The sequence below is a fragment of the Spongiactinospora sp. TRM90649 genome (assembly GCF_029382225.1).
In the GTDB taxonomy this organism is placed as follows: domain Bacteria; phylum Actinomycetota; class Actinomycetes; order Streptosporangiales; family Streptosporangiaceae; genus Spongiactinospora.
In genome coordinates, this window is the sequence record NZ_JARLTC010000007.1 from 156,234 (window position 1) to 174,683 (window position 18,450).

An 18,450-nucleotide genomic window follows, 5' to 3' on the forward strand; every position below is an offset into this window, starting at 1 on the left:
CCCGCGTGACGTACCGTGGTTGCTTGATGGCAAGTCCACCGGCAATCGTGAATCGGCAGGACCCCGAAACGTCCCGCTGATTCCCCCCTGTTCGGTTCCCCTTACTGGGAGGTAGGCGCGAGATGCCTGGACCCGTCCCTAACGTGCTGCTACGGGCGTGGCGCAACGAGCACCAACTCACCCGTGCTGAGATGGCGCACCGCATCAATGGCACCCCGGCCGGAATCGCCGAACGGCTGGTATGCGACGAAGAGCGCATCCGGAGGTGGGAGACGGGAGAAGTCACCTGGCCGCGCACGCCCTACCGGCTCGCACTCACCCAGCTCACCGGCCTGCAATCCGAAGCGCTCGGCTTCGCCCCCAAGAGCCAGATGCCCCGCCTGGTCGAAGCCACCACCATGCCCGTCGACGCCCTGCGCGCCGAGGCCGACCTGTACGGCACGCTGGAACTCGCCCAGCAACTCCAAGCCTCCGACGTCGGCACCGGCACGCTCGAAGCTCTCGCCGAAGCAGTCGATCTGCTGTGCCGGGCCTACCCTGTGGTCTCCGCCGCCACCCTGCGCGATCGCACCCACAAACGCCTCGCCCAGATCAACCGGCTTCTGGCCGGACGCCTCACCCTCGACCAGCACCGCGAACTCCTCGTCATCACCGGATGGCTGACCGCGCTGCTCGGCTGCGTCCACTTCGACCTGGGGGAGCGCGAGGAGGCCGAAACCGCCCGCCGCGCCGCCTACGAGATGGGCCGACAGGTCGGCCACGGCGAACTCATGGGCTGGGCATACGAGATGTCCGCCTGGTTCGCCCTGGTCGAAGGCCGCTACGAAGACGTCGTGACCGCCGCCCGCACCGGCCAGGCAAGCGCCGGCACCTCCAGTGCCATGGTCCAACTGACCTTGCAGGAGGCCCGCGGACTGGCCCGCATGGGTGACCGCCGCCAAGCCGACAAGGCCCTCACCCGTGGCGCCGAAGTACTGTCCAAGCTTCCGATCCCCGCAACCCCGGATCACCACTTCGTCTTCGACCACGCCAAATGGGTGTTCTACGCGGCCACCTGCTACACCTGGCTACGGGACGACGCCCGCGCCGAAGAACACGCCCGCGAGACCATCACCATGCACACCCGCCCGGACGGCACCTTCAACGCCCCCATGCGCGTCGCCGATGCACGCATCGACCTCGGTATCATCCACGCCCGCGAAGGCGACCTCGACGCCGCCGTAGACGAGGGCATGACCGCCTTCGACATCGACCGCCGCTCCCTCACCGACCTCGTCAACCGCGCCGCCGACCTCGACCGCGTCCTCCAGCACCGCTACCGCTGCGAAGCCCTGGCCCAAGAGTTCCACGAACGATTCCTCACCGCCCGTCGAGCGCTGACCACACGCCAACCCGAACTACTCGACTGACGCGCGGTCCACTGCCGAATTGTTCTCATAGGTATCAAGGCGATGCCGCTCCGCGCCGCCGCACCCCGGCCCTCCGCCCGCCCGCCGTCCGGGCATGCGGCCTGGGAACCGGTCCCGGACGGCGGCGGGACACCGGGCCGGGCACCGCACACCGCCGCCGCCGTACCAACCGAACGCTCCACCGGGGTCGCCCCGCCGCCGCACAGATGCAGCCCTACGATCGCCACTGCATGGCTGGTCACCGTACGTGCATGGGGGCGATCGACGATCCAGGGTTCGTTCCTCACCTTGGCTCACCGAGCGACGTGGCTGATCTCCGAGCTGGATCCCTGAATCGGCGGATCGCAGATGGACACTCAAGGGGCAGGAGGCGCTACGGCGCCGGAGGCGTTCGACAAGTTGCGAGCGGAGAGTGTGCCGCTTCCCTCTCTACGATCATCTCCCGGCCGGGCAGGCAGAACAAGGCTGTTTCTGGGATCTGTGCGCCGTCAGACTGTAACCGTGAACGCTACGAATAGTGAGGCCTGGGATCCGTTCGGCACTTTGCACAACGCCCTATGGATCGGAGGGGGCCAATGGGCCGGCAAATCCACCGTCGCCAGGCTGCTGGCCACCCGATACGGGTTGACCGCGTACCACTACGACTATCACGACGCGCGTGCACACAATGACCGTCGGATCGCACGCCGAGCGCGACTTGGCGAGCCCACTGCAGACCCCGACCCGGACAGCGTCTGGGTGAACACCAGCCCTCAAGAGATGGCCGACGAGACCCTGGCCGGCTTTCCCACGCGGTTCGAGTGGGCCTTGGACGACCTGCGTGGCCTGGTATCGGGGCGCCCCATCATCGCCGAAGGGTGGGGACTGCGTCCCGAGCTGGTCGCCCCCATCATCGACTCACCCCGTCGAATGATCGTGATGGTGCCGAGCGCGGAATTCCGTGAGCGTCAGCTCCGCGAACTGCCCCGTGCCGCCGCCGTCCATCACGCGCTCAGCGACCCTGATCGAGCACAGCGCAACCGACTCGCCCGAGACCGCCTCGTCGCTGACGAGGCCGCCCGCTCCGCTCGTCGCCTGGGCATACGAGTCCTTGAGGTTGATGGGCTCGACGATGCGGAGGCCGTGGCAGACATCGTGGTCGACCACTTCAGCTCCTATCTGCCGCTCTGCTCATGAGCGTGGGTGGTCAACAGCGGTCAGTCACGGTCACTCGGGGGGAGCCCGCCGCCCAGCTCAGAGCCCATACGAACCAAGATCAGGCCGATTTGCAAGCAGGAAGTCAGGGGTTCGAATCCCCTAGGCTCCACCCAACAAAGAGGCAGGCCAGAGGCTATGCCCCTGGCCTGATTTTGTTCGTGAACCGCCTGGTTCGGCTTTCCGCGCCCGTTGCGTGCCCGATCCGCTCTCCAAGGCTCCTCTCGCGAGCCTGCATCTTGACTGCGCTACGACCAGCCAGCTGGCCAGCTGCCACCACGACGGTACTTATCTGCCTGAACCTGAGAGGCGTTGCGGAACTCAACCCGATCCCCGCTATCTGCGACCACCCCGACAGGGATGCGAACGCCGCAGTCGCGAGAGCTGCCGCCGTTCGGCGACTGAATGAGACCTGCAGGTCCTTCGTGCGTTAATCACGCGGCAACCCCACCCTTCTTGCCTTGCGTGCTGTGGGAGACTGCGGCGAACCCCTGGCTCCCCCTGTGACGAACCCCCGCCCTTTCTCGCTGGAAGAACGGGGGCGCTGGGGAGGTCACGTTCGCGGGTCGTGGTCGTCGGCCAGGACGTGCGGTGTGAGTCATCCGGAACATGCCCAACGAGGTCGGGATGCTGTTGCGTGCGGCGATCCACGTTCATGCGGTCGACGTGCCGTGTCAGGCTAGTGGTGTCAGGCGTTTTCGCCCCCGCTGTGGGCATGTTGTCCGTTCGTGGCGTCTTCGACCTCCCAGCGCAGCAGATCGCCGGGTTGGCAGTCGAGTGCCTCGCAGAGCGCCGCGAGTGTCGTGAAGCGCACCGCCTTGGCGCGGCCGTTCTTGAGTACCGCCAGGTTGGTGGGTGTGATCCCGACGCGGTCCGCGAGGTCGCCCACGGACATCTTCCGCCTGGCCAGCATCACGTCGATGTCGACGACGATCGGCATCAGATCGTCTCGTCCAGTTCGGCCTGCATCTCCGCCGCTTCGACGTCGCGCGCGATGGCTTGGGCGAGCAGCATCCGCAGCAAGAGCACGATGAGCGCGACCCCCAAGATGGCCAGGCCGACGCCGCCCATGATGACGGTGACGCCCGGGTCGTCCCGCTGATCCGGCGCGTTGATGGCCGTGACCGCGAACCATAGGAGGGCGGCCGCCACGATCGCGCCGATCACGGCGTCCACGTACCGGAAGGCGGCGGAAGAGAACACGGTTTTGCGCCGGACCATCGTCACCAGCCGCCATACGCCGATCAGGGCGACTTGGGCCGCCACCATGCCCAGGATCGTGATCACGCGCATCGGTGTCAGGGGAAGCGAACCGTTCTCCGGGTCGTTTCCGCTGGCCAACGCCCACACCGTCAACACCTGTACGAACACGGTGCCGGCGAACACCGCCACGAGCACGACGCGAAGCGCCTGGACTGTCAGCTTTCCCATATCCCATCCTTCTATCGAGTCACGATGAGAAGCTATCGAATCTCGATAGGTCAAGCAAGTGCGGGGACGGCGGGCTGGGGCGGTTTCGGATCGTGGCGGGACGCGGTCGTCCCCGCCTATGGCATGGCGTGCGCGTGAGCCGTCTTGATCTTGTCGAAGTCGGGCTTGTTTGAGGGCAAATCGGACGCCATCCGACTACGCCTTGCGGCCGACAGTCCTTGGAAGTGCACCGATAAGGGGCAGCCGGGTGGGGCCCAAAACTCTTTGGTCCCCGTTTCGGTGATCAGATCGGGGATTACCATGGTCCGCTTTCCGGTGCTGGACGCCGCTCGCCCGCCGTCCGGGCGTGCGGCCTGGGGGCCGGTCCAGGACGGTGGCGGGACACCGGGCCGGGCACCGCGCGCTGGCCCCGGCGTACGGAGCGAACGCTCCGACCGGCGCTGCCACGGCCGCCACATAGCGATGTCGCGGGCTCGTGGCTATCGGGTTTCGGTCGAAGAGGGTGGCTGGTGCTGGGCGCCCCAGTCCCATAGTGCTTGGAGGACAGGGCCGAGGCGGCGCCCGTGCGAGGTGAGTGTGTAGTGGACCCGGGGTGGCCAGCCCGGCTGGCGGCGGCGATCGAGCACACCGGTGCCTGTCAGGTGCGCCAATCGATCGGACAGCACCTTGTCCGACAGTTCGGGCAGGGCATGACGGAGTTCGGTGAAGGTGTGGTCGCCTTTCAGGAATTCGCGGATCACCAGCGTTGTCCAGCGACCATGCAGTGCCGCGAGGGTGATCTCCACTGGACAGGAGGGGGTGGGTTCGATGACGTTGGCGCGAGGGTCGTCAGGCAGGCCTGGCCGGGCTGGGTGACCAACTGTTTGGTGAGTCACGAGGACGCCTCCTAGCGTTGCCGCATCTGATTGATATCTATCTGCTGGGAAGGACATGCATCGATGATGCGGCAGCTTGCCGATCGCCCCGAGGACGTGCCCATGGTGTTCGCCGAGCGGTTCAACACCGGGGATGCTGAGGCCGTGGCGGAAGTTTATGAGACCGGGGCGGTATTCGTCCCGGAGCCGGGCTCACCGCTGACCGGGCAGGAGGCCCACGCCGCCAATGGCCGATTCCTGAGACTTGGGCTGCCGATCACTGTTCGGCCGCGGCACGTCTACACCACGGGCGACATCGCCTTGCTGATCGTTGACTGGCTCATAGACGGCACAGACCGTGATGGCCGCACTGTGTACATCGAGGGCACCGCCACTGATGTCGCGCGACGCGGGCAAGATGGGCGCTGGCGATATGCCATCGACAACCCTTTCGGCGTGCAGCCGGGAATCGGCGGCCAATCGTGATCTGCGTCATTACTGTAGTCATCCGAGTGCTTCTTCTGCCTGTCCGCCATCCGGCCGGCCAGTTTGAACACCTGAGATCTGGCAGGTGTTTCGGCTGATCACTGTGGTGTCAGGCCTCGGCGGACGGCCGAGTGAGCAGGGCATGGAAGAGGCCGTACTCGCCCGGAGCGTCTGCCGGGGCCCACGTTCAGCGTTATGGCGTGCACAACAGGAGTCTGATCCGCACTCATGGACGGCAAGCATAGGCACCGTAGGTGACAAGATCTGTGAGCGGCAGCACGCGGTTCAGCGGGGGCGGTGGCCTCTTCTGCCACGGGTGGATTGGGTGCCGCGGCGGGCCGAGCCGTTCGGGGTGGGCTTCCGGGGCTGTTTGCGGGTCTTTTCTGTGGGCGGCGCGGGGGTGCGGCCTCGGGAGCTGTTCACCGTGCGGCCGCGGACGATGCCGATGAAGTCTTCGACCAGGTCGGTCGTGGCCTCTGTGGGCCAGGCCAGTGCTATCTGTGACTGCGGGGTCTCCACGACCGGGCGGTAGGTCAGGTCTTTGCGGTGATACAGGCGCGCGAGCGACAGCGGGACCAGGAGCAGACCGGATCCGACCGCCACCAGTTCGATCGCCTCAGCCGTGGTGCCGGGGCGGGTGAAAGCCGGTAGTCCGGGCGGGGCCGTCCAGCCGAGGGTGTCGTCCAGTGGATGGAACACCTCCTCGTCGGCGAGATCGGCGACGGTCACCTCGTCGGCGGCGGTCACCGCGTGCTCCTTCGGCACTACTACCACGGTGGTCTCGATATAGAGAGGAATCGCACTGAGTCCCTCACGGTCCACGGGCAGGCGCACGAAGGCGGCGTCGGCGGTGCCGTCGTGCAGGGACCTCACCGCGTCGGCGGCGGCGACGGAGATCAGGGTGAGTGGCACGTCGGGTACACGCTCGGCCCAGATGTTGACCCATTTGGCGGGCGTCACACCAGGCACGTAAGCCAGCCGGAATTCCCTGTCAGTCACCTCATCACGGTACCGGTTTCCGGGAAGGCGGCTTCGCGTCATACCCTTGAGACCATGGCCAAGCTCAAGACCACTCAGACGATGAAGCCCGCGACCGCGGCCAAGAAGCTGGGTGTGCTGCTCTCGGCCACTCCCGCCGAGTTCCAGGAGGGAGTCGTCTCCCGGGATGAGCTGAACGCGCTGCAGGCCGATCCGCCGGCGTGGCTGGCCGAGCTGCGGCGCAACGGGCCGCATCCGAGGCAGGTCGCCGCCGTGAAGCTGGGCATCTCCAACTCGGGTCTGGCCAGGGGTGGCATCACCGGGCCGCTCACCACCGCCGAGATCGACGCCATCAAGGCGGAGGAGCCCGAATGGCTCAAGCGCGAGCGGTCGGTTCAGGCCGAGGTGCGCAAGGAAGCGCAGCGCCTCAAGGAGCGCTAGGCGGCCGATGGACGGGGTGAGGGGTCTGGTTCGGCCCGCCGCCGTTCTGGCTGGACTGCTGCTGAAGATCAATGCGCTGGTGGGTCTCCGCCGATCGCGTGGAGGGCGTCTATGTACCCGCGCCGACGTCGAAGCGGGTGATGTCCGGTGTCCTGTTCGTGGAGTCGGTGCGTGACCAGTTCGCCGCCGGGCGGATCTCCTGGTGGCGCAGGCGCTTCTCTCGGGTGATCCCGTGGGCACGACCGATGTAGCAGACATCTGGGTCGATCTCCTCGATGTGGACGGCCATGAGCGGAAACGCCTGGGTCAGCGTCTTGATCAGGCCCGTGGTCGAATCGGGGTCGATTCCGATCGGAGATTGGACGCGCTCCCCGCGCATGGCCCGGGCACGGTGGGTCATGGCCGCGCCCTTCCAGCCTGAACGCGTCGCGCTCTTGATGTCGCGAAGGCGTACGGCCGTGGAGGTGAAGTTCGTTGGAATGGTGTGCAGCACTCACGGATGACTCGCACAGGTTTCACCGGCCCCTTTGCTCCCCTTCAAGTCCGCGAGGGGTGTTCCTTAGAAATTCAGGTGTGACGTGTCACGCCCACCGGTACGGTTGGATGTAGTTCACGAGCCCGATGAGGCGCGGGTCGAATGGGTGCCGGTTATCTTTCTGTAAAAGAGAAACCCCGGTGCCCGCTCAGCACATCCGCGTCCTGTCTGGCCTGGTGGGCTGGTCAGGTCTGATGTCGGCGCGGGTCGAAGCGTGTCGGTTACCACTTCTAATGGGGCGGTTGCGGGTTCGAGTCCCGCCGCGGGTTTCGGCCTGTGTAGCTCAAAAGGTAGAGCACCAAAACGCCGGTGTGCATCCCACATCCGTGCCGGCTTCAGAGCTGATCGAAGTGGCACCGACAGGCCGTAATGGGTGGAAGGGGTCGCGACAGCGTCCTACGCTCCGGGTGTGGCGAGCATCGGCTACTTCGAGGCGTGGGGGATCTGGTGGGAAGGGAAGTCCACGCTCGGCCATGATCTGTTCGGGGTCATGTCCATGGTGTGGGTCGGTCGCATCGGGAAGGTCCTGAGCTTCGTGGGCGGGCTCACCATCCTGCTGGACATCGTCGGTGCCGAGCGCCTGAAACGTCTCGCCCCCGTCATCAAGAACGCCGGTGCTCTCCTGGTGTTGTCCGCGATCGGGTCGGCGTTCTTTCTGATACCGGCGGTGTCGGAGCACGTGTTCATCCTGGTGGACCTGGTCGAACGCATGCCCGACATCCCGGTGCTCAGCGTTCTGCTCTTCGTCGTGGCCTTCCTGGTGACCATGATCTTCGCGGTGTTCGGGCCCATTCTCTTGTTCTACGCGCCGGGGCTCCTGCTGATGTGGCTGCAGGAGCAGGTGGCACGGCTTTTGGCGCACGAGCGCAATGTGACGATCATGCGGATCGGGGCGTTCGCGTGCATCGTGGTGAGGTGGAGGGGGGAGTAGCCATAGCAGCGCATGCCGAGGCGGGACCCGGAGTCGTAGGTGGGGACGTTCATGACCGGGCCTCCCTCGTCGGGGCCCACGGCAAGGGGGCGCCGCCGTACAGGTGGGCGCGCAGGTCGCCGGAGCGGGCGTGGCCCTCGAAGAGTTCGACGCGGGCGGCGCGTCCGCACAGTGTCCCGAGCTCTGCGCTCGCGGCCGGGTCGGTGACCTCCTGGTAGGTGACCGTCTTGAGGTACTTGCCGACCCACAGGCCGCCGGTGTGACGCGCCGCGCCGCGGGTGGGCAGCGTGTGGTTGGTGCCGATCACCTTGTCGCCGTAGCTGACGCAGGTCCGCTCGCCCAGGAACAGCGCCCCGTAGTTGCGCATTCGCTCAAGGGCCTGCCGGGGCTCGCGGGTGAGCACCTGGACGTGTTCGGAGGCGTACGCGTCGGCGATCCGCCACGCTTCGTCCAGGTCGTCGGCGACGACGACCTCGCCGTGGTCGCGCCATGCGGGGGCGGCCATGTCGGCGGTGGGCATCTCGACAAGGATTTCCGCCACGAGCCGCATGACTTCACGGCCCAGGGCCTCGGAGGTGGTCACCAGTACGGCCGGCGAGTCGGGGCCGTGTTCGGCCTGGCTGAGGAGGTCGACCGCGACCGTGAACGGGTCGGCGACGTCGTCGGCGATCACCAGGATCTCGGTCGGCCCGGCGAACAGGTCGATGCCGACCTCGCCGAAGAGCTGGCGCTTCGCCTCGGCGACGTAGGCGTTGCCGGGGCCGGCGAGCAGGTCCACCTTGCCGATGCTCTCGGTGCCGAGGGCCATCGCCGCGACGGCCTGCGTGCCGCCGAGCAGGTGGATCTCGTCCGCGCCCGCCAGGTGCAGGGCGGCGACGGTGGCCGCCGGCACCTCACCGCGGATGGGCGGCGTGCACGCCCGCACGTGTTCGACACCGGCGACCTTCGCCGTCACGACCGTCATGTGGGCCGAGGCCACCAGCGGGTAGCGTCCGCCCGGCACGTACGCCCCGGCCGCCTCGACGGGGATGCTGCGCTGGCCCAGGTGGACGCCGGGCTCGGTCTCGACCTCGAAGTCGGTCAGGGAGTCGCGCTGGTGCTGGGCGAACCTGCGCACGCGCGCCTGGACGGCCTTGATGTCGTCGATCGTCTGCTCGGGCACGCCGGCGACGATGCGCTCGATCTCGTCCTGCGAGAGCCGGAAGCTCTCCGGGGACCAGCGGTCGAACCGCTCCGAATAGCGGCGCACCGCCGCGTCGCCGTCGCTGCGCACGTCGGCGATGACCTGGGCGACCGTGGCCTCGACCTGGCGTCGTGCGGCCTCGTCCGCCGCTGCGCCTACGGCCGACTTCAAGTGTCTGGACATGCCGACGACGTTCGCCCGCATACGTATGCTTGTCAACATGCCCCCTCGCCCACGTCACCCCGCCGACGTCGGGCCGACCGGGTTCGACGTCGCCCGTCTGGCCGGGGTCACGCAGCCGACGGTGTCGCGCGCCCTGCGCAACGCGCCGGGAGTCAGCCCAGAGACGCGGGAGCGGGTGCTCGCCGCGGCGCGCGAGCTCTCCTACATCCCCAGTGACCGGGGACGCGCGCTGGTCACGCGTACGACCCGCCGCGTGGCGATCGTGGCCGGGGAGCTCACCAACCCCTTCTACCCGGAGCTGGTCGAGCCGCTGCGGGCCGCGCTTGAGGTGAACGGCTACCGGTGCGTCGTGGTCGCGGACGACGCGGGCTCGGCGTCGTTGCCGGCGCTGGCCGACGGCTCGTACGACGGCGTCATCCTCACCACCACGCCACGGCGTTCCACGCTGCCCCGCGACCTGACCGAGCGAGGGGTCCCCCACGTGCTCCTCAACCGCGTGCTCGACCACGCCGAGTCGCCGAGCTGCGGCGTCGACAATCGCCTCGGGGCGACGCAGGTGGCCGACCTCGTGGTGGATCTCGGGCACACCGTGGTCGGCATGCTGAACGGCCCGGTGGCCACCTCCACCGGCCGGGAGCGCGCTCAGGCGCTGCGCGCCCGGCTGCGGCAGCGCGGCATCGCCGTACGGCGTGACCTGGCCCGACAGGTTCCGTTCGCGCACGACGAGGCCGAGGCCGAGGCCGTCGAGCTGCTGAGGCGGCGTGACCGGCCCACGGCGCTCGTCTGCGGCAACGACGTCATCGCGCTCGGCGCCCTGTCGGCGGCCCGGCGGCTCGGCCTGGGCGTGCCCGCCGACCTCAGCGTCATCGGGTTCGACGACATCGGGATGGCGAGCCGGCCGATGATCGACCTCACCACCGTCCGCACCGACCTCGCTGCGATGGCCGACCTGGGGGCCACGATGCTGCTGGCGGCCATCGGCGGCGAGGTCACGCCGGTCGAACGGACGATCACTCCGGCGCTGGTGTTGCGCGGTACCCACGCACCGCCGTCCACGCCTCGGTGAACGCGGCGACGCACCGGTCGATGCCCTCCTCGATGTCCTCCTCGATGTCCTCGTCGGTGTGCGCGGCGGACAACGGCGCGCGGATCCGCGGGCTGTCCTTGGGCACGATCGGATAGCTGAACGCGATGACGTACACGCCGCGCGCGAGCAGCTCGTCGGCGACGGCGACGGCGGTCACCGCGTCAGGGAACAGCACGGGCACGATCGGGTGCTCCCCCGCCAGCAGCGAGAACCCGGCCCGGTCCATGCCGGTCCGGAACCTGGCGGCGTTGCGGTGGAGCGCCTCTTTGGCCGCGCCGGCCTCCGAGGCGAGCCGCAGCGCGTCGCGGGCCCCGCACTCTGCTACGGCCTGGCGCTTCTGCTCTTCCGCACTTTGCTGGCGCGCGGCCGTCCGCTGTCGGCGGCGGTGGCCCTCCCGGCCGTCTTGGTCACCGTCGAGTACGCCATGAACCTCGCCGGACAGCACGGCGCGTGGTGGAGCTTGGCGTACACGCAGGCCGACTTCCTGCCCGTGCTGCAGACCGCGTCGGTCACCGGGGTGTGGGGCATCACGTTCCTGCTGCTGTTCGTCCCGGCCTCGGTCGCGGTCCTGCGGCCACGGGTGGCGGTGATCTCGGGCGCGCTGGTCGCGCTCACCCTCGGCCACGGCCTCGTACGGCTGGCGACGCCCACCGACACGGGAGGCCGCAAGATCGCGCTACTCGCGACGGACGACCCCCGGCCTGGTCAGGCAGTACGGCAAGGCCGGCGTCGGCATAACCGTCTACCTGGACAAGGAAGGCAGGAGAGGGAACGGGAGCGTAACGGGCTCTGTCATGAATTCGATGGGTACGCGTATGGACTAACCATGACGGATCGCTCGGTTCCTCCAGGACTTGACTCTCAGCATACTGCCGAGTTGATCTCATAGAGACCGGGAGGGCGACGGCATTGCGCGCCGCCGCCCTCCCTCTTGGCCGTCGATCAGCCCCTGCGCCACTGCTGGCGGGCGCCGCCGTGGCAGGTCGCCAACTGGAGCCGGCTGGCCGCGCCGCCCGCCGCGGCTTCTACGCACTTGCCGGCGTTGGCGTTGACCAGGGCGCCCGCCGTGGTGAGCGAGAACCGCTGGGACGGCCCGCCGTCGCAGCGGGACAGCTGGACGGCGGCGCGCTCGGCGGTGGAGCCGCCCGCGACGTCGAGACACAGGTTGAAGTCGCGGATCGTGCCGTCCCGGTGGAACGTCCAGAGCTGGGCGCCGCCGGGGCCGCACTGCCACAGCCTGGGACGCTCGCCCGGGGCGGGCTGCGCGGACGGCACGTCAACGCACCGGTTCTTCCATCCGATGATCTGCCCGGTGCGCTTTGTGGTGGTCAGGGTGAGGTTGTACTGGTGAAGGATCGGATTGACCGGCTGGAAGAGGGTGAAACCCCCGGAGGTGCAGTCGCCACCGCCACCGGAGAGCACGCCCTGCGCCTCGCTGTCGGAGATGAACGGTCCGCCGGAGTCGCCGCCCCCCGCGCACGCCGTGGTCCTGGTGAGCCCAGGGACGATGCCGTTCCAGAATCTGACGGTGACGTCCTTGGCCTCGATCACCCCGCAGCGCCACTGCGTCGTACGGCCGGACCGGCAGACCGACGCCCCGATCGGGGCCTCCTGGGTGCCGGTCACCGGGACATTGCCGCCGCTGTGGTCGTTGACCCACGGGCGGGGCGTCCAGGCGTCGTTGGTGCGGACCCACGCGAGGTCGCCGCCCGGATAGGTCGAGCTGACGAAGGTGCCCTGAGGGGAATCGCCGGGGCCCAGGGTGAGGTAGCCCGGCACGCCACAGTGGCCGGCGGTGATGAAGCCGCCGTCGTCGACCGCGAAGCCCACCGAGCACACGCCGATCCTGCCCTGCCCTTCGACGCCGATGCCGATCTCGTCGCCGCCTCGGATGTCGCTCAGCGGCCTGGCCGCCCGATCGACGGCGACGCGCACTCCGTCGCCGGCGGACAGGCCCGCGGCCTGGACGAACCGTTCGCCCGCCGTCAGGTCGGCGGCCGTCACCACCACGGTGTTGCCCGGCACGTCCACGTACCAGGAGTAGACGTCGCTTCCTGCGGTGTTCGCGGCCCGGTCCAGCGCGGCCTTGACGGCGGCGAGCCGCTCTTCGCCGCGTTGGACGGTCACAGGGGTGGCGCCCGCGTCGCGGACCGCCGTGGCGTCATCGGCGTTGAGCACGCCGACGCTCAGGCGCTCCCGCCCAGCGTCGTACCAGGTGCCGCCGATGCGGTTTCCGAGGCTTTTGCGGACCCGCGCCTCCACGGTGCCGGCGGCGGCCTCGTGGGCCTGGCGGACGCGGGCCTGCTCGGGGCTGAGCCGCAGGTCGCGCTGCAGGGCCTGCACCATGTTCGGGCCGTCGGCGGGAGGGGTGGGGGTCGGGGTCGCGGCTTGGGCGGGAATGGACGGGACGGCCAGCGCGGCGATCAATGCCGCCGCACCGGTCAATGCGGTGAGTCGCACGGTTGTCCTTTGCGGGGGGTGAGGATGGAGAAGTCGCGCCGGGAATCACCCCGGCGCCGCCTCAGCCGATCGCCATCCGGCGCTTCCGGCCAACGCCGCGTGGGAAGGCTGAATGGCTCTCCTCCCGTCGGTCGCGCACATTGTCCGTGACCCCGATATCCACATGACAGCCCGTTTCCTGACCAATTTCCAGGTTTCCTGGTGAATCCGGCGCGCGTCAGGAAGGGCGACGGGCGTAGTAGCGGCGGGATTTATCGCGGGTGCCGCAGGTGGTCATGCTGCACCAGCGGCGGCGGCGGTTCTTGCTGGTGTCGAGGAAGAGCCAGCAGCAGGAGTCGCATTCGCCGAGGCGGTCCAGGGGGCCGTGGATGAGGAGTTCGACGGCCGAGGCCGCGACCTCCCAGAGCAGGGTGCGCGCCGTACGCGGGGGCGGCCAGGAGTAGCGGAAACCACCGTCGGCCTCCTCCAGGCGTCCTTGGGCGAGGCCGTGGGCGTGGGTGGTGGCGATGACGTCGAGCTCCGGCCGTGGTGGGGGTTCGCCGACGGCGAGCGCGCGGAAGACCCGGTAGATCGCCTCGCGCAGGGTGCGGGCCTCGGGCAGTGCGGCGGCGACGCCTTCGGGGTCGCCGATGGGGTGTCCGGTCGCGGCGGCCCAGGTCACCGCCTCGTCGGGGGTTCGCAGCCAGTCTCGATCGGCCACCGGACGGTCGTTCACCGTGTTGGCGAAGTCCAGGCACAGCGCGTTTCCGACGAGCTCGATGGCAGTCACGCCTCCAGTGTCTCACCGTTCAAATACGGTTGACAGGTCAGATGGGCACGCGTCACGCTATGACCGGTCAAAGGCCTTTGAAAGGTGAGAAGCGGATGCGTCTCCTCCCCGTGTCGCTGGGCCGGTCGTTCAACGCGCTGTGGTTCGGCACCGGGGCCGCCAACCTCGGCGACGGCCTGACGCTGTTCGTCCTGCCGTTGCTCGCCCTCGCCGCCGACGCCTCGCCCGGCGGGGTCGCCGCCGTGACGGCCGCGCTCTCCCTGGCCTGGCCGCTCTTCGGCCTGCACGCGGGCTGGATCGTCGATCGCGTCGATCGCCGGACGCTGCTGAGCGGGGTGAACCTGGTCCGCGTGCTGGCCCTGACCGGTCTGTCCGCCGCCTACCTCACCGACGTCCTGTCGCTGCCGATGATCCTCGTCGTGGCGGTGCTGCTCGGGACGGCGGAGGCGCTGGTCGACACCGCGCTGACCTCGACCATCCCCCTGGTCGTCGAACCGGCGGGCCGCAACCGCGCCAACGCGCGCGTGGAGGCGACCATCAACGTCACCAACCAATTGGCGGGCCCGCCGCTCGCGGGTCTCCTCGCGGGCGTCAGCCTCGCCCTGGCCACGGGGGCGAGCGCGACCCTCTACGCGCTGGCCGTCGCCGGGATCGCCCTGATGACCCTGCGCCGCGAGCCCGCCGGCACCCCTGTGGTAAGCAGCGGGGTGGTCGCGGGCTTCCGTCACCTGTGGCGGCAGCCGGTGGTGCGGACGCTGACCCTCTTCACCGCGGTCATGAACGTCCCGTGGGCCATCGCGGAGTCGCTGCTCGTCGTGTACGCGGTCCGCCCCGGCGCGCTCGGCCTCACCGTGGCCCAGTACGGCCTGCTGCTCACGGCGATGGCCGTGGGCGGACTCCTGGCGTCGGCGGTCGTCGAGCCGTTACGCCGCCGGTTCGGAGTGACCAGGCTGCTGATCGCCGACGCCGCCGGAACCGTCCTGCTGGTGGCCCCGGTGGCGTTCGGCGGACCGGTATGGACGGTGGCCGCCGGCGCGGTGATCGCGGGCGCCGGGTCGAGCGTCTGGCGGGTCCTGGTGGCCACGATCCGGCAGAACCTGTCGCCCCCGGAAATGCTGGGCCGCGTCTACGCCGCCTCCCGCGTGCTGAGCTGGGGCGTCATCCCGATCAGCGCGGCCCTGGCCGGAGTCGTGGCCGAACTGTGGGGCATCCGGACGGCCTTCGCCCTCGCCACGGCCCTCGCCGTCGCCGTATTTGTCGTCTTCGTCCCTTACGCTCTGCGCACCGACCTGTCGGCGGCCATCGAGCCGAAGGAAGAGGCGCCGTGTACCTGATCTATCGATCGTGGGACCAGGGTCACGTACGCCGTACTTCCTCCGCACTCTCGGCGAGATCCACCGGCCTCACTGGAAGGCGGCGTGCGGGGCGGTGCCGGTCTTGGCGACGCGGATCGGGCCCGAGGAACTCGGGCGGATGTCGATGTCGAAGATGGCGGTCGGCAGGTAGACGGTGGCGCAGGCGTTGGGGATGTCCACGACTCCGGACAGGCGGCCTTCGATCGGGGCGGCGCCGAGCAGCAGGTACGCCTGCTCGGGGGTGTAGCCGAACGTCGTCAGGTAGTCGATGGCGTGCAGGCAGGCGCGCTGGTAGGACAGGTGCGAGTCGAGGTAGCGCTGCTCGCCGGACAGGGTGACGGACGTGCCGGAGAACGCGAGCCATTCGCTGTACTGCGGGGCGGTGCGGCCCGGCATGAAGATGGTGTTCTCTCCCACGTTGTAGGTCTGCATGCCGTTCTTGATGAGATCGACGTGCAGGTCGATGAAGCCGCCCATCTCGATGGCGCCGCAGAAGGTGATCTCGCCGTCACCCTGGGAGAAGTGCAGGTCGCCGACCGACAGGTTCGCGCCGGGCACGAACACCGGGTAGAAGATCCGGGAGCCCTGGGTGAGGTTCTTGATGTCCTGGTTGCCGCCGTTCTCCCGGGGCGGTGCGGTGCGGGCCGCCTCGCCGGCCACCCGATCGAAGTCCGACGACGGCACCGAGCCGAGGATGGCGTCCTGGGGCTCGGGCGGCAGGGCCAGGGGCGGTACCCGGTTCGGGGCGGTGGCGATCAGCGCCGCCTCACGGGCGTTCCACTTGGCCAGCAGTTCGGCGGACGGCGCGGTGCCCATCAGGCCGGGGTGGACGATGCCGACGAAGGACACTCCGGGAATATGGCGCGATGTAGCGGTCTGGCCGGAGAAGTCCCAGATGGCTTTGTACGCGTCGGGGAACTGCTCCGTGAGGAAGCCGCCGCCGTTCTTCAGGGGGAAGATCCCGGTGTAGCCCCAGCCCTGACCGGCCAGCGGGCCGCTGTCCTCCTGGGGGATGGGCCCGAGGTCGAGGATGTCCACGATCAGCAGGTCGCCCGGTTCGGCGCCTTCGACGGCGAACGGGCCGCTGAGCGCGTGCACCGTCTTCAACGGGGCGTCGCGGACGTCTTCGGCGGAGTCGTCGTTGTGGATCGCGCCGTCGAACCACTCCCGGCAGTGGACCCGGAAGCTGTCGCCCGGCCGTACCTGCGCCACCGGCGGGATCTCCGGATGCCAGCGGTTGTGGCCGATCTTGACCTGGTCGGTGAACTTCTTGGTCGAGTCGAGTGGGAAGATCAGCTCCGGCACGGCTGGGTCCTTTCGGTATCGCGACTGGCAGGCGTCGCGAGACACCTCCAAATTAGATATATCCGCAGTTCAGCGGGTTAATGGAAAGTGTCCGTCCCACTTCGCTCAACTCGCGGACCCGGCACGGTAGATCGCGCGATCATTCGACCATGACGTGGGACGCCTTCAGCGGCAGCGATCTCGGCATGGCCGACGACCGCCTCAGGCGTGAGCTTCCCCCGCCCGGTCCGGAGGTCGCCTGAACCCGCGTCAGTCCGGCTCCGACAGGCGTGCGCGGGCCGCCTCCCACGGCTGCGGTTCGCGCGCCTCCTCGTACCCTTCGGCGACGTCGCCCTCGTACCAGCCGGTCTCCGAGAGCCAGATCTCCAGCCAGGCGACGAGGCTCTCCGCGTCCACGTACCACGCGTCGTGCCAGTCGGCGCCGACGCCGTTCGGCTCGAAGAGCAGCACCGCGCCGCCGGGGTCGCGGCAGTCCACCGCCGCGTACATGCCGCAGCCCCAGTCCAGGATCGGCAGGACCGCAGCGGGCCAGGACGTCTCGCCCGGCTTGCGCGTCGCGCGGACCTCGCGGTACTCGCCGACGGCGGTGCGTCCCTCGCCGGTGAGCGGCAGCAGCCGGTAGGCAGGGCCGAAACCGCCGTTGGCGACCTCGCGGTAGAGCCGGGTCAGCAGCGGGGGAAGCCGGAAGCCGAGGACTTGCTCCGCGCTTTCGATCTGCTCGGCCGTCGCGGCGGGTGGCAGCTCGTCCTCGTCTGAGGTCTCGGCCGCTTTCGCGGAGACCTGTCGTAAAAGTACGTCGATGTCGGCCATGGGGTGATCCTGCCACCCGCGCGGGCCTCAGGTGGTGGACCGCGCGTATCGCCCGGCGAGCGCGCGCAGGTGCGCGAGGAGTTCGGGCGGCCCGGCGACGTGGAAGTCCGCGCCGAGCAGGCCGAGATAGACACCGAGGGTCTCCACCGTGTCCGCGCCGGTGTGCAGGACGCAGGAGTTCTCGTCGACGCGCTCGACCGTGCCGACCGCCGGGTTGATCCGCTCCGCGACGACCTCGGCGGGAGCCTGTACGGTGACCCGCGCCCGGTAGCGCCAGGCGGCGGCGGACGCGCGGCGCGAGACGTACGCGGCCACGTCGTCGTCCGGCAGCTCGCGCGGCGTGAAGCGGGGCCCGGTCGGGGTGCGGGGCCGCAGCCGGTCCACCCGGAAGGTGCGCCAGTCGGCCCGCTCGATGTCCCACGCCAGCAGGTACCAGCGGCGGCCCCAGTTGACCAGCCGGTACGGCTCGACCTCGCGCACCGTGTCCGCGCCCGAATGGGCCTGGTAGTCGAACCGGAGCCGTTCGCGGTCGCGGCAGGCCGCGGCCAGCACGGTCAGGATCGCCGGATCGACGCCGGGACCGGCGTCGTCGCGCGGGACCGGCACGGTGTAGGTCTGCAGGGTGTTCACCCGGCGGCGGAGCCGGGACGGCAGCACCTGCTCCAGCTTGGCCAGCGCCCGCAGGGACGCCTCCTCGATGCCGGCGATCGCGCCGCCGCTCGCCGTCCGCAGGCCGACCGTGACGGCGACCGCCTCCTCGTCGTCGAGCAGCAGCGGCGGCAGGGCCGCGCCCGCGCCGAGCCGGTACCCGCCGACGGCCCCGCGCGTGGCCAGTACCGGGTAGCCGAGGGTGCGCAGCCGCTCGACGTCGGTGCGGACGGTCCGCCCGCTCACCCCGAGCCGGTCGGCGAGTTCGCCGCCGGTCCAGTCGCGCTGGGTTTGCAGGAGGGAGAGCAGTCGCAGCAGGCGGGCCGAGGTTTCCAGCATTCCTCAAGTCTGGCAGCCATTTAGGAGCAAACTCGTCCTAATGGGCTGACAG

At 69.3% G+C, this 18,450-nt stretch carries 20 protein-coding genes; 8 read left to right on the forward strand and 12 right to left on the reverse strand.

Features of this window, described 5'->3' with window-relative positions; translation table 11 throughout:
- Positions 1-122: 122 nt before the first annotated feature.
- A complete protein-coding gene (locus P3X83_RS09955) occupies positions 123-1,409 on the forward strand; it encodes a hypothetical protein (protein WP_277304635.1) in 1,287 nt (428 codons plus the stop codon).
- Positions 1,410-1,910: 501 nt separating this feature from the next.
- On the forward strand, positions 1,911-2,585 hold the full coding sequence (locus P3X83_RS09960; protein ID WP_277304636.1) for a hypothetical protein: 675 nt from the start codon (positions 1,911-1,913) through the stop codon (positions 2,583-2,585).
- Positions 2,586-3,291: 706 nt separating this feature from the next.
- Here P3X83_RS09960 and P3X83_RS09965 read toward each other — a convergent pair.
- The 3 genes from P3X83_RS09965 to P3X83_RS09975 all read right to left on the reverse strand — a co-directional run bounded on the left by P3X83_RS09965 (position 3,292) and on the right by P3X83_RS09975 (position 4,819).
- Positions 3,292-3,543 carry a helix-turn-helix transcriptional regulator gene (locus tag P3X83_RS09965; protein WP_277304637.1) on the reverse strand — a complete coding sequence of 84 codons (252 nt, stop codon included), beginning with the start codon at positions 3,541-3,543 and terminating at the stop codon, positions 3,292-3,294.
- Positions 3,543-3,995, reverse strand: coding sequence for a DUF2975 domain-containing protein (locus P3X83_RS09970; RefSeq protein WP_277304638.1), 453 nt, complete (start codon positions 3,993-3,995; stop codon positions 3,543-3,545). Before P3X83_RS09970 ends, P3X83_RS09965 begins: the two co-directional genes overlap by 1 nt.
- Positions 3,996-4,513: 518 nt before the next feature.
- On the reverse strand, positions 4,514-4,819 hold the full coding sequence (locus P3X83_RS09975; protein WP_277304639.1) for a helix-turn-helix domain-containing protein: 306 nt from the start codon (positions 4,817-4,819) through the stop codon (positions 4,514-4,516).
- A 153-nt stretch (positions 4,820-4,972) separates the two neighbouring features.
- Here P3X83_RS09975 and P3X83_RS09980 point away from each other — a divergent pair, with 153 nt between their 5' ends.
- Positions 4,973-5,374 carry a DUF4440 domain-containing protein gene (locus tag P3X83_RS09980; protein ID WP_277304641.1) on the forward strand — a complete coding sequence of 134 codons (402 nt, stop codon included), beginning with the start codon at positions 4,973-4,975 and terminating at the stop codon, positions 5,372-5,374.
- A 285-nt stretch (positions 5,375-5,659) separates the two neighbouring features.
- On the opposite strand, the gene P3X83_RS09985 is transcribed toward P3X83_RS09980, so the two are convergent.
- Complete coding sequence (locus P3X83_RS09985; protein ID WP_277304642.1) at positions 5,660-6,373, reverse strand: LysR family substrate-binding domain-containing protein; 714 nt, start codon at positions 6,371-6,373, stop codon at positions 5,660-5,662.
- 54 nt (positions 6,374-6,427) lie between these two features.
- Here P3X83_RS09985 and P3X83_RS09990 point away from each other — a divergent pair, with 54 nt between their 5' ends.
- The gene (locus tag P3X83_RS09990; RefSeq protein ID WP_277304643.1) at positions 6,428-6,793 is read left to right on the forward strand and encodes a DUF5997 family protein; all 366 of its coding nucleotides are present in this window, start codon (positions 6,428-6,430) and stop codon (positions 6,791-6,793) included.
- A gap of 109 nt (positions 6,794-6,902) precedes the next feature.
- Here the strand turns inward: P3X83_RS09990 and P3X83_RS09995 are convergent, their stop codons facing one another.
- Positions 6,903-7,286 (reverse strand): hypothetical protein, encoded by a 384-nt coding sequence (locus P3X83_RS09995; RefSeq protein ID WP_277304644.1) that lies wholly within the window; start codon positions 7,284-7,286, stop codon positions 6,903-6,905.
- 451 nt (positions 7,287-7,737) lie between these two features.
- Between P3X83_RS09995 and P3X83_RS10000 the strand changes: the two genes are divergently transcribed.
- On the forward strand, positions 7,738-8,259 hold the full coding sequence (locus tag P3X83_RS10000) for a hypothetical protein (RefSeq protein ID WP_277304645.1): 522 nt from the start codon (positions 7,738-7,740) through the stop codon (positions 8,257-8,259).
- 49 nt (positions 8,260-8,308) lie between these two features.
- Here P3X83_RS10000 and hisD read toward each other — a convergent pair whose 3' ends face one another.
- The gene (gene hisD / locus P3X83_RS10005) at positions 8,309-9,625 is read right to left on the reverse strand and encodes a histidinol dehydrogenase (protein WP_277304647.1); all 1,317 of its coding nucleotides are present in this window, start codon (positions 9,623-9,625) and stop codon (positions 8,309-8,311) included.
- Between the two features lie 37 nt (positions 9,626-9,662).
- Between hisD and P3X83_RS10010 the strand changes: the two genes are divergently transcribed.
- Entirely contained in the window at positions 9,663-10,691 is a 1,029-nt protein-coding gene (locus P3X83_RS10010) for a LacI family DNA-binding transcriptional regulator (protein ID WP_277304648.1), read from the forward strand.
- On the opposite strand, the gene P3X83_RS10015 is transcribed toward P3X83_RS10010, so the two are convergent.
- Positions 10,636-11,157, reverse strand: coding sequence for an aminotransferase class I/II-fold pyridoxal phosphate-dependent enzyme (locus P3X83_RS10015; protein ID WP_277304649.1), 522 nt, complete (start codon positions 11,155-11,157; stop codon positions 10,636-10,638). The two genes, P3X83_RS10010 and P3X83_RS10015, sit on opposite strands and share 56 nt — an antisense overlap.
- Here P3X83_RS10015 and P3X83_RS10020 point away from each other — a divergent pair.
- Positions 11,065-11,601, forward strand: a complete 537-nt coding sequence (locus P3X83_RS10020; RefSeq protein WP_277304650.1) for a hypothetical protein — start codon at positions 11,065-11,067, stop codon at positions 11,599-11,601. The genes P3X83_RS10015 and P3X83_RS10020 overlap by 93 nt on opposite strands.
- A gap of 53 nt (positions 11,602-11,654) precedes the next feature.
- Here the strand turns inward: P3X83_RS10020 and P3X83_RS10025 are convergent, their stop codons facing one another.
- Both P3X83_RS10025 and P3X83_RS10030 read right to left on the reverse strand, forming a co-directional pair.
- On the reverse strand, positions 11,655-13,172 hold the full coding sequence (locus P3X83_RS10025; protein ID WP_277304651.1) for a ricin-type beta-trefoil lectin domain protein: 1,518 nt from the start codon (positions 13,170-13,172) through the stop codon (positions 11,655-11,657).
- Positions 13,173-13,389: 217 nt separating this feature from the next.
- Positions 13,390-13,941, reverse strand: coding sequence for an ABATE domain-containing protein (locus P3X83_RS10030; RefSeq protein WP_277304652.1), 552 nt, complete (start codon positions 13,939-13,941; stop codon positions 13,390-13,392).
- A gap of 95 nt (positions 13,942-14,036) precedes the next feature.
- Between P3X83_RS10030 and P3X83_RS10035 the strand changes: the two genes are divergently transcribed.
- On the forward strand, positions 14,037-15,275 hold the full coding sequence (locus tag P3X83_RS10035; RefSeq protein ID WP_277304654.1) for an MFS transporter: 1,239 nt from the start codon (positions 14,037-14,039) through the stop codon (positions 15,273-15,275).
- 69 nt (positions 15,276-15,344) lie between these two features.
- Here the strand turns inward: P3X83_RS10035 and fmdA are convergent, their stop codons facing one another.
- The 3 genes from fmdA to P3X83_RS10050 all read right to left on the reverse strand — a co-directional run bounded on the left by fmdA (position 15,345) and on the right by P3X83_RS10050 (position 18,398).
- Positions 15,345-16,601 (reverse strand): formamidase, encoded by a 1,257-nt coding sequence (gene fmdA / locus P3X83_RS10040; RefSeq protein ID WP_277304655.1) that lies wholly within the window; start codon positions 16,599-16,601, stop codon positions 15,345-15,347.
- 249 nt (positions 16,602-16,850) lie between these two features.
- Positions 16,851-17,411, reverse strand: a complete 561-nt coding sequence (locus P3X83_RS10045) for an SMI1/KNR4 family protein (protein ID WP_277304656.1) — start codon at positions 17,409-17,411, stop codon at positions 16,851-16,853.
- Between the two features lie 27 nt (positions 17,412-17,438).
- Positions 17,439-18,398, reverse strand: coding sequence for a YafY family protein (locus P3X83_RS10050; RefSeq protein WP_277304657.1), 960 nt, complete (start codon positions 18,396-18,398; stop codon positions 17,439-17,441).
- Between the last annotated feature and the right edge of the window lie 52 nt (positions 18,399-18,450).